At 60.4% G+C, this 9,095-nt stretch carries 12 protein-coding genes, 1 tRNA gene and 1 pseudogene; 5 read left to right on the top strand and 9 right to left on the bottom strand.

Translation table 11 applies throughout. The annotated features are described in order from the left end of the window. The 3 genes and pseudogenes from OPC11_RS00750 to OPC11_RS00740 form a co-directional block, all read right to left on the bottom strand. Positions 1–384 (bottom strand): annotated as a pseudogene (locus OPC11_RS00750) (hypothetical protein); the annotation flags it as partial. Positions 385–1,049: 665 nt separating this feature from the next. Beyond that, a tRNA-Arg gene (locus OPC11_RS00745) sits at positions 1,050–1,122 on the bottom strand. A gap of 33 nt (positions 1,123–1,155) precedes the next feature. Continuing rightward, positions 1,156–1,446 carry a twin-arginine translocase TatA/TatE family subunit gene (locus OPC11_RS00740; RefSeq protein WP_264780717.1) on the bottom strand — a complete coding sequence of 97 codons (291 nt, stop codon included), beginning with the start codon at positions 1,444–1,446 and terminating at the stop codon, positions 1,156–1,158. Between the two features lie 141 nt (positions 1,447–1,587). On the opposite strand from OPC11_RS00740, the gene OPC11_RS00735 reads away from it, so the two are divergent. After that, a complete protein-coding gene (locus OPC11_RS00735; protein WP_264780716.1) occupies positions 1,588–2,412 on the top strand; it encodes an HD domain-containing protein in 825 nt (274 codons plus the stop codon). 10 nt (positions 2,413–2,422) lie between these two features. On the opposite strand, the gene OPC11_RS00730 is transcribed toward OPC11_RS00735, so the two are convergent. From OPC11_RS00730 to OPC11_RS00715, 4 genes are all read right to left on the bottom strand, one after another. Further along, the gene (locus tag OPC11_RS00730) at positions 2,423–3,091 is read right to left on the bottom strand and encodes a hypothetical protein (protein ID WP_264780715.1); all 669 of its coding nucleotides are present in this window, start codon (positions 3,089–3,091) and stop codon (positions 2,423–2,425) included. A 39-nt stretch (positions 3,092–3,130) separates the two neighbouring features. After that, entirely contained in the window at positions 3,131–3,937 is an 807-nt protein-coding gene (locus OPC11_RS00725) for a hypothetical protein (protein WP_264780714.1), read from the bottom strand. A 198-nt stretch (positions 3,938–4,135) separates the two neighbouring features. Continuing rightward, entirely contained in the window at positions 4,136–5,242 is a 1,107-nt protein-coding gene (locus tag OPC11_RS00720) for a glycosyltransferase (RefSeq protein ID WP_264780713.1), read from the bottom strand. 41 nt (positions 5,243–5,283) lie between these two features. Further along, positions 5,284–6,330 (bottom strand): glycosyltransferase family 4 protein, encoded by a 1,047-nt coding sequence (locus tag OPC11_RS00715; RefSeq protein WP_264780712.1) that lies wholly within the window; start codon positions 6,328–6,330, stop codon positions 5,284–5,286. Positions 6,331–6,495: 165 nt separating this feature from the next. On the opposite strand from OPC11_RS00715, the gene OPC11_RS00710 reads away from it, so the two are divergent. The 3 genes from OPC11_RS00710 to OPC11_RS00700 all read left to right on the top strand — a co-directional run bounded on the left by OPC11_RS00710 (position 6,496) and on the right by OPC11_RS00700 (position 8,019). Then, positions 6,496–6,771: a ribonuclease P protein component 4 gene (locus OPC11_RS00710; RefSeq protein WP_018128709.1), complete on the top strand. Its 276-nt coding sequence runs from the start codon at positions 6,496–6,498 to the stop codon at positions 6,769–6,771. Between the two features lie 205 nt (positions 6,772–6,976). Further along, positions 6,977–7,426, top strand: a complete 450-nt coding sequence (locus OPC11_RS00705; RefSeq protein WP_018128708.1) for a DUF5799 family protein — start codon at positions 6,977–6,979, stop codon at positions 7,424–7,426. Further along, positions 7,426–8,019, top strand: a complete 594-nt coding sequence (locus tag OPC11_RS00700) for a protein sorting system archaetidylserine decarboxylase (protein ID WP_007982591.1) — start codon at positions 7,426–7,428, stop codon at positions 8,017–8,019. Before OPC11_RS00705 ends, OPC11_RS00700 begins: the two co-directional genes overlap by 1 nt. A 6-nt stretch (positions 8,020–8,025) precedes the next feature. Here the strand turns inward: OPC11_RS00700 and OPC11_RS00695 are convergent, their stop codons facing one another. Continuing rightward, entirely contained in the window at positions 8,026–8,181 is a 156-nt protein-coding gene (locus tag OPC11_RS00695) for a hypothetical protein (RefSeq protein ID WP_007982592.1), read from the bottom strand. A 225-nt stretch (positions 8,182–8,406) separates the two neighbouring features. On the opposite strand from OPC11_RS00695, the gene OPC11_RS00690 reads away from it, so the two are divergent. Further along, positions 8,407–8,640, top strand: coding sequence for a hypothetical protein (locus OPC11_RS00690; RefSeq protein ID WP_139136109.1), 234 nt, complete (start codon positions 8,407–8,409; stop codon positions 8,638–8,640). Positions 8,641–8,734: 94 nt separating this feature from the next. On the opposite strand, the gene OPC11_RS00685 is transcribed toward OPC11_RS00690, so the two are convergent. Then, a complete protein-coding gene (locus tag OPC11_RS00685) occupies positions 8,735–8,890 on the bottom strand; it encodes a hypothetical protein (RefSeq protein WP_264780711.1) in 156 nt (51 codons plus the stop codon). Positions 8,891–9,095 lie beyond the last annotated feature (205 nt).

The raw sequence follows: 9,095 nt of genomic DNA, 5'->3' as shown, positions 1-9,095 counted from the left end.
TTTCTCCCGATTCGGGTCGTAGTAGTACTCGTACCGGAAGTGCTCCCAGAAGTAGTCGCCGAGCGCGACGGGCGTCTCCTCGTAGTCGAGAAACGATTCGAAATAGTTCCCGAGCGCGGCCGCGGTCTCCGCGGCCGTTTCGACCCGCGATTCGGTTTCCTCCGGGTCGAAGCCGAGGAACTCCTCGGCCGGAAACGGACGCGGCTTTCCCCGCCAGTTGGTCGGGGGGGTGCCGTCCTCGTAGAAGAACTCCGCCTTGAAATCCTCCCACGAGTACGACCCGACCGCCACGCGGGACGGGAGTCCATCGGAGAGACGGATCCCGTCCGGTCCAGCGTCGCCGGGGTCCCCACTCCCGAGCGCTTCGGACTCGTCACTAGCCATTGAGTATCGCCAATCGCTAATCCATTAAAAAACCTTGTTAAAATTAATATACATGTGATATTTGCCATATTTGTATCTGGTGGCTCGTAGTCGTGTGGTTTTCGCATCTCAGAAGGGATATAATTCTCATTCGTATCAACTCAGTTTGAAGAGGGAAAGAGAACCGCGTTCGACGCGAGGCGGGAAGAACAGTGGCCGCTCCGCGCCGAACACGGTCATGCCTGACTTGGCTGTTGTCGCGGCATCTTCCGTCGGAAGCTACCGCAGTTCTTGCTGTCCGTTGACACACAATAAATCTTTCATCATGCTTGCGACGAAGAGCAAACGGAACGGGAGCGTCATCGGTCGTGGCGGAACCTCACACAAACGTGGTAAAAACGGCGTGGCGGGAGTAAGTGAATCTCCGATTCACGAACGTCGAAAGACGCACCGCGTCTTTCGGAACTCCCTCGAACGACGAAGACGGGTGTGGCGGGACTCCCGCGAACGAAGTGAGGGTGAGTAAGCCACCCCGTTTTACGACGAACGGATGTGAGGAGGGAAAACGGGCGTGGCGGGATTCGAACCAGAGCAAGAAATGCTCGCTCCCTTCGGTCGCTGTGCGTTCCTTGCAGGATTCGAATCCCTGTGCCCGTTCCCACGGCTCACTAACGTTCGCCGGAGAACGGGCGTGGCGGGATTCGAACCCGCGGTCGAGAGGTTAGGAACCTCTCGCCCTATCCGCTAGGCCACACGCCCTGTATAATATGTAATAGCTCGCGGGAAAAACAACTACGATTCCGATTCGGTCTGGGTTTCAGTCTCGGTCTCGGTCTCGGTTTCGGTGGTCGTGGTCGGTTCGCTTTCGACCTCGGTCGCGGTACTGGAACCCGAGCTTTGCATCTCCTGCAACTCTTGTTCGACTTCTTCGCGGCCTTTCTTGAACTCTCCCATCGCCTCACCGGTGGAGCGGGCGAGCTTCGGAATCTTGTTTGCACCGAACAGGAGAACCGCGATGAGCAGAATCACCGCGAGCTCCATCCCGCCGGGAACCGGCCCGAATAGTGGTATCATTTCGAACATCCTCTACCAGTTTCTTACCCATTGCCAACTATAGGCTTTTTGCTCTTCTCAGGGTCGCTTCCCGACCTATTTTCCGTCCAACCGACCCGTAAAACCCCGTCGCGCCCGAGAGTTTTTCCCCCCAGAACGTGAAAATGGAACATGGACGACGTTGCAACGGAACCGCAAACGGAGAACGGACGGCGTGCGTACGACCCGGACGCGGACCACGCCTTCCCCGACGAAAAGCTGAACGAGGTGCTCGAATTCATCGCGAACGACGACGAGATTCAGGCGTATCTCGACGCGCAAAACGTCAACGCAGTGACGAGAAAGGGATACAACGACCACGGGCGAAAACACATCGAAATCGTTCGGAACCGCGCGCTGCTCCTCTACGACCTGTTGAAACGCGGCGGCGTCGAGTTCAACGGCGCGGCCGACGAAGGATTGGACGAAGCGGACGAGAGCGTCATCGTCGCCTTCGCCGCGACGCTCCACGACATCGGTCACATCGTTCACCGCGACGACCACTCTTACTACTCGATTCCGCTCGCGGCGGACGTCCTCGACCGCGTGCTGCCGAACTTCTACGACACGGCGAACTCGATTCGGATGAAGGGCGAGATTCTCCACGCCATTCTCTGTCACCACACCGAGGAAGATCCGCTGACGACGGAAGCGGGAGTCATCCGGGTGTCGGACGCGCTGGACATGGAACACGGCCGGTCGCGCATCCCCTACGAGAAGGGTGGTCGGGGCATCAACACCGTCTCAAGCCAAGCCATCAAGAAGGTCACCCTCCGACAGGGAGATACGGTGCCGGTTCTCGTCGAAATCGAGATGCTGAACGCGGCGGGCGTGTACCAGGTCGATAACCTGCTCAAGGCGAAACTCCACGGCTCCGGGCTGGAGGACGACATCCGAATCGTCGCTTTGAACGTCCGCGAGGGGAGCGATCACATCGTGGAACGGGTCGAGTTGTAGCCCGTCCGTCTCACCGAGCGCGTTCGAGGCGCTCGATTCGTGTCTTCGTCGGCGGAGAGAGATGAACGACCGCGGAGAGGAGCGACTCGGTACGCCCGTGGTTCGATTCGAGATAGGTGATAATGTTCTCCGCGCCGACGTAGGTCGCCGCTCGTTCGTCGGCGCGGTAGACGCGCCACGCGACGAGCCGGTACAGTCCGTAGAAGACGACGAGCGCCCCGACGATGATGCCGATAACGACGGCGAGTGCGGCGGAGAGCGAACGAAACAGGTCGGTCTGTGCGGCGTGAAGGGCGCACGCCACGATGCCGAACAGCAGTTCGATGCGAAGTAGATTCGCGAGTATCCGCACGTCGTAGGCGTAGGTATCGAGGAGGGCAACCGAAAGTGCGGAGACGGTGCCGAGTTCGTCCTCGTGTTCGTCGATGACGGTATCGCTGAGCAACAGTCGTCGGTATCCGGGAGGTCCCGAACCGCCGGAGAGGTTCGAACCGAGCGCGTTGCCGCCGAGCACGACCGTCGGAGGACTACCGGAGGGAAGTTCGCTGGCGAGCCGACCGGGAAGCGATTTCGTGTCGTTCAGTTTCCCGACGAGGAGGGGTCCCGCGAGATAGTTCACGAGGTACAGTGCTCCGAGGATGGCAGCGAGGGCGACGAGTACCAGAATGAGTTCATTCATGGTGCTGTGTAATAAAGAAGCGAGGTCGGTTCTTATACCTTATGCGAGCGCGAACGCACCGATGGCGAGCGGAATTTCGATCTCCCACAGGAGAAGGATTATCGCGATCCCGGCGATGACGGCGAGCGCGTAGAACAGCCAATCGATCATGTCGTCCGTCTCGGCCCAGTTGCTAATGGCCTCGATACCCGCTTTGAGACCCGCTTCGGCGAGCGCGGCGACCGGCGAGTAGGGGTACAGCAGGTCGTCGATACAGAGGACTTCCGCGCAGAGGTCGAGGTCCTCTTGACCGGTCCACACGCAGCCGTCCTCGGAGAGGCCCAGCCAGAAGGAGAAACTCTTTCGAAGCGACCAACTTCGGTCGATTTTCAGGTCGTAGGTGTCCACGGTAAGGTCCACGTAGCCGAGATTCGGCGTACTCTGATAGCAACTGGGTTTGCCGTAGTGTCCGGGTGAGCCCTCGACGCAGATTTTCTTTCCGTCGGCACCGTAGTCGGTCCAATAGCAGGCATCGAACGGGAGCACGCCGGGGACGTAAACGCTGGAACTGGTCGTAACCGAATCGCTCATGACGAGATCCTTATACTGGGGGTCCAAAAGCGACCGGAGTCGGTGTTGCTTTTCGTTCTCCGATAGGTCACTCGCTTGGACTGCATCCCACGGGATGGCCGATCCAAGAAGGTCAGATGCCAAGTCGACCATGGCATCCCAGATGTTGTCTATCTTGTTCTGCGGAGCGCTTGCTGCAGCACCAGTACCGCTCATAGACAGCACGCCGCCCGTACTCAGGCCCGCAACCCCTAACGTCTGTAGCAGCTCTCTTCTGTTTGGATTTATGTCTTTCATCCGTGAATCATTATATACTAACCCGATAAATACTTTCTGTATATTGTAATATTTATCTAATATTTTCTAGAAATTATATTTCGACGTACGATTCCGTAGAGAACTCTCATTCTGAAGAAACGACGGCGAAAAAGAACGGCACGTCGTCCGAGACCGACCGTCAATTAGAAAACCGCGGTTCGAAACGCGACCGCGCTTTCAGCACACCCGGTCGTACACCCGTTCTAACTTCTCGACCGCGCGTTCGACGCTGATTTCGTCCCGACGGGCGAGACAAGACTCTCGAAGCCTCTCGCGTTCCGCGAGCGTACGGCGAATCGATGCCCGAACATCTTCGATGTCGCCGCTCTCGAAGTGATAGCCGGTTTCGCCATCGACGATGGTGTTCGACAGCGCTCCGGCGTTCGCCCCGACGACCGGCGTCCCGCAGGCGTTCGCTTCGAGCGCGACGAGGCCTTGCGTTTCGACGGGACTGGGGAACGCGAACACGTCGAGAGCGGAGTAGAACGCCGCCATCTCGTCCCGGTCGAGAAATCCGAGAAAACGGACGTCCACGTCGCAATCGCGGGCCTGTTTCTCCAACGATTCGCGGGCGGGACCGTCGCCGCCGAAGACGACCGTCAGGTCCATGCCGTCGGCCGCCGTGATGATCTCCGAGAGACGCTTTTCGAAGCCGTGGCGGCCGGTGTAGCCGACGAGCGGGCGATCCACATCGAGGTCGTATTTCCGAACGAAGGCTGCCGTTTCGACCGGGTGAAACCGCTCCACGTCGATACCGTTCGGGACGACGTGCACGGGCGCATCGACGCCCACCGTCTCGACGATGTGCTCTCGCGTCGCCTCGCTCGGCGTCAACACGGCGTCGGACCGCCCGAAAAACCACCGCTCGTACGCCCCTGCCGCCCGTTCCACGTAGTCGGCGACGGAATCGTTCGGGACGAGATAGTCCGCGTACTCCCCCGTCGGCGTGTGGTACGACGTCACGAACGGGAGTTCGTTCTTTCGCGCGAGTCGAAGACCGCCGAGGCCGATGGCGAACGGCGTGTGGGAGTGGACGATTTCGGCGTCGAGGACCGCCTTCGGAACCCGCGGCGTTCCGAGTCGATAGCCATCATAAAAGGGGAACGGAAGACTTCCGATGGGATGTTCGCCTTTCTCCGGCGCGTAGTCGTCGGATTGGGGATACACCACGTCCATCCGCCCGCCGTTTTTCTCCCAAAAATCGCGCCACGTTCGGATGGTGTAGGTGACACCATTGATGGTCGGTAGATATGTGTCCGTGAACGCGGCGACCCATCGGCTCATTGTTCGGCCATTCGAGGACGGGAAGTTAAGTGCTTGTGACTTCAGACGAGTTTTGAATACTCCTCGACAAGACGCTCGCCGACGCGCTTCAGGCTGTGTTCGCTCGCCGTCTCGCGGGCGTTTTCCCCCAATCGCTCCCGAAGTTCGGGGTCGCGTTCGAGCAGTTCGAGCGCGCGTCGGAACTCCGTCTCCGTTTCGCACTTCAGACAGTCCACGCCGTGCGTGAAGAACTCGTCGAAGACGGGGATGTCGCGGAGTACGACGGCCTTTCCGCACGCCATCGCTTCGAGGACGACGATTCCCTGATTCTCGACTTTCGCCGGGAAGCAGAACACGTCGCCCGCCGCGAACGCGCCGCGCTTGTCGTCGACCCACCCGGTGAACGTCACGTTCTCGGGCGGGTTCTCCGTCCACCGTTTGACCGTCGAACTGGCGTGCGGGCCGTCGTCCACCGTCCCGAACCACGCGAAGTCGAAGTCCGTCTGCTGGGCGACTCGGCAGAACGTCGTGAGACCCTTGCGCTCGAAGACGTTCCCCAGTGCGAAGACGACCATGCCCTCCAAATCGTACCGCGCGCGGTACTCATCGCGGAAGGATTCGAACCCGGCGAGCGATTCTGCGTCCACGCCGTTCGAGATTGGGTGAATCGGCGCGTTCACGGGATACCGTTCGAGGACGGATTTCGTGTACTCGCTGGGACAGAGCACGAGGTCAGCCTGCGAGTAGAACCACTTCAGATACCGACCGAGCGGGCGCGCGACGAGGCTCGACCCGCGGAAACTCTCCGCGAAGTCCTCGCTCGTGACGTGGGAATGGAGGACGAGCGGGATATCGTTCCGTTTCGCGTGGCGCGCGACCGCGACAGACCCCGGCCCGATGACGTTGCAATGTGCCACGTCGAAGTCGGCGAAGAAACGACCCCCTACCGCCCCGGACAGCAGCGCGCGACCCGGCGTTTCCCCCTCCCACGGCGACGTGATTACGTCCACGTCGGTTTCCGCTAACGCCTTGCGCTGTTGCTTCGTGGAGGTACCGATGCCGCTCCGGGCCAGTCGGGATTCGAGTTCGAGGTAGTTGAGTACGCGCACTGCGGGGGAAATGGCATAGCGCCCAATTACTCCTTTCGGAAAGGACTCATTGAACGACCGCAAAGTATTTGTTCCCATACGAGCATGACTCGCATGGGGCAATACAGGAACGATTTCTATCCTTGTCCTGTCTCGCCCCGGAAACCCCCCACCCCCCCATTCCGAATGACAGTAGCTCAAGAGCGAATAGAGCGTCTCGAAGTACTTGCACGGGACGCCACCGCAGAGTGTAACGACGACCGAGCGCGGGAGTACGTCCGCCTCGCCAGACGAATCGCCGAGCGACACCGCCTTTCGCTCCCACAGCAGTTCAAACGATTCACGTGCGACGCCTGTGACGCCTATCTCCGTCCCGGAAAGAACGCACGGGTCCGACTGCAGGACGGCCACGTCGTCATTACGTGTGACTGTGGCAATCAGGCGCGCTATCCCTACGACTGACCCGCACAGCGCCGTTCTCCCCGTTTTGATTTCGACACGTCTCCCGTCGGAAAGCAGCCATTACGAACCGAATCACCGACCGTAGGAACTCCCTACCGGCGTGTTTTCGCCATCTTCGGCGGGTCTCGTCCCCTCTCGACGGTCCGTCCCGTTCGTCGTTCGCGCAGACGAAACTACCAAGTCTCGCGCCATATCACTGTCACCTATGAGCGGACAACGGTGGACGGACATGATAGTGGGGGACAGGATGGCGGTCGATAGGGAGTTCGCACAGGAAGTCGCCGACTCCCAATTCTCGCGCCAGGAGTGGGGACTGGTGATGACCGCGGTCGAGTTCGACATCGAACACCCCGAGGACGACGAGCGCGCGAAGCTCGTCGCCGACACGAGCAAGGTGAAACAGGTGATGCCCGAGATGGAGAACATCCAGTCGCAGATGAACTCCATGACGGGGAAGTCGTCCAAGAAGGAAGGACGGGGCGTCTTCGGGTCGGTCAAGGACGCGCTCGGACTGGGCGGCGGTGGCGGGAGCGGCGTCGACGAGGAGCGACTCGCCGCGGCTGAGGGGTTGGCACAACGGTACGCCGACGAACTCCAGACGCGCCTCGAATCGACCGGGAAGTGGGCGCGCGTCAGAAGTGCGGTTCAGGAGTGATGGAGGTCGCACCCGGCGCGTGGCGATACGCCGCGCCGCCGTTCCTGCTCGCTGGGCCGCTCGGATTGCTCTCGCCGCTCGCCACGCTCGCGGCGCTCGCGCTCGGCGGTGCCGTCCTGCTCTTCTTCCGCGACCCGGACCGTTCTCCGCCGTCGGACGGCGTCCTCTCGCCCGCGGACGGCCGCGTCTCGGTGATCCGCGAGGAAGGAAACCGCGTCCGAGTCGGCGTGTTCATGAACGTGACGGACGTGCACGTCAACCGCGCGCCGCTGTCGGGGCGCGTCGAATCGGTCGAACACGAACCGGGTACCCACCGTCCCGCGTTCAGCAAGGAGTCGGACAACAACGAGAAGGTCCACATCGGCCTTTCGACGTGCGATCTGACGCTTATCGCGGGTGCGTTCGCCCGGCGAATCCATCCGTACGTCGAATCGGGCGACGAACTCGCGCGGGGAGAGCGATTGGGCCACATCGCGTTCGGCAGTCGAGCGGACGTGCTCCTCCCGGCGTCGTTCGACGCGGCGGACGTAGAAGTAAGAAACGGTCAGCGCGTGCGCGCGGGTGAGACGGTTCTCGCTCGGCGCGATGACTGACGCGATTCAGTCGCTCGAATAGTCGCCGCCGTGGAAGAGCGTCATCTCCTCCGCTTCGTAGATGTTGATGAGTTCGTTGATGATCTCGTCGTAGGATTCGTCTTCGACGCGCAGGCTGTCGAGGCGGGAGACGGTCTCCTCGTCGAGTGTTATCTTGGGCATCGATGTTCTCTACCCCTTGGACAATCATTAAAGCATAGGCCGGTCCGAATTTCCCACCGTCGTTACGGTCTTCTCGAATGGAGAAGTCCGCCGTATCGTCCGAGTAACCGGTCGTTACCGGAATCGTAGAGTTGTCTTTCCAGACGACAGTGGTTGGTTTCGCCCCGACAGTCACCGGATAACAAAGTACCCACACTGATGTTAGTCGTACCGACGAGGTTCAGCATGACAACGACAAACAGCCAGATTGCCAGTGGAAGCGACACTGTGGCCGAAAACCGATGTCGAAGTTGCGGTTCCTTCGTGACCCGCGATTTCGCCCGCGTGTTCGGAAACAACGAGAACGAGGTCTTCGGATGCCTCGAATGTATGACGGCGACCGAAGTCAAGAAGGGCGGTGCGCGGGCTGAGTTCGTCGACACGTCCAAACCCGTCGGCGGCCGAGAACCGATCCGCTGAGCACGGCGTCGACACTGGGGGGCAGGGGACCGGGTCGGACAGGAAATGGGGGACGGGAGAAAAACCAGGCGGTCTCTTTTTCCGATTCAGGTGCTCACGGACGGCGTTCGTCAGTCAGCAGCTCGCCGCCGCGTTCGAACACGCGGGTCGCGTCCGGCGCTTCGTAGGGCGGTGTGTGGCTGATGTCCGCCATCGTCTTTTTCGGTCGGTCTCGGTTCGTCGGTCGTCGTGTCGAGTTTTCGTCCGTCATGTATCGGTCGTTGGTGTCGTTCGTCTCGGTTTCGGTGGTTCGCAGTACGTTGCACGGTCGGCTCTATTCGGTATCGATTCGAGGATTCGATGGTATGAATGTGTAGGGGTCAGACCCCTACGATGAGAATCGTGCCGACGACAGCGCCGCCCGCAACGTTCGTATGCGAATGTTTGACATGCTGTTCCATCGCTACCGTGCCAAT

Source organism: Haladaptatus sp. T7, from assembly GCF_026008575.1.
In the GTDB taxonomy this organism is placed as follows: domain Archaea; phylum Halobacteriota; class Halobacteria; order Halobacteriales; family Haladaptataceae; genus Haladaptatus; species Haladaptatus paucihalophilus.
This window is presented reverse-complemented; position numbering and strand designations above follow the sequence as displayed.

Coding starts and splice junctions, on each gene's coding strand:
- OPC11_RS00740 (WP_264780717.1), bottom strand. CDS start 1,446: ATGTTCGAAATGATACCACTATTCGGGCCGGTTCCCGGCGGGATGGAG.
- OPC11_RS00735 (WP_264780716.1), top strand. CDS start 1,588: ATGGACGACGTTGCAACGGAACCGCAAACGGAGAACGGACGGCGTGCG.
- OPC11_RS00730 (WP_264780715.1), bottom strand. CDS start 3,091: ATGAATGAACTCATTCTGGTACTCGTCGCCCTCGCTGCCATCCTCGGA.
- OPC11_RS00725 (WP_264780714.1), bottom strand. CDS start 3,937: ATGAAAGACATAAATCCAAACAGAAGAGAGCTGCTACAGACGTTAGGG.
- OPC11_RS00720 (WP_264780713.1), bottom strand. CDS start 5,242: ATGAGCCGATGGGTCGCCGCGTTCACGGACACATATCTACCGACCATC.
- OPC11_RS00710 (WP_018128709.1), top strand. CDS start 6,496: ATGACAGTAGCTCAAGAGCGAATAGAGCGTCTCGAAGTACTTGCACGG.
- OPC11_RS00705 (WP_018128708.1), top strand. CDS start 6,977: ATGAGCGGACAACGGTGGACGGACATGATAGTGGGGGACAGGATGGCG.
- OPC11_RS00700 (WP_007982591.1), top strand. CDS start 7,426: ATGGAGGTCGCACCCGGCGCGTGGCGATACGCCGCGCCGCCGTTCCTG.
- OPC11_RS00695 (WP_007982592.1), bottom strand. CDS start 8,181: ATGCCCAAGATAACACTCGACGAGGAGACCGTCTCCCGCCTCGACAGC.
- OPC11_RS00690 (WP_139136109.1), top strand. CDS start 8,407: ATGACAACGACAAACAGCCAGATTGCCAGTGGAAGCGACACTGTGGCC.
- OPC11_RS00685 (WP_264780711.1), bottom strand. CDS start 8,890: ATGACGGACGAAAACTCGACACGACGACCGACGAACCGAGACCGACCG.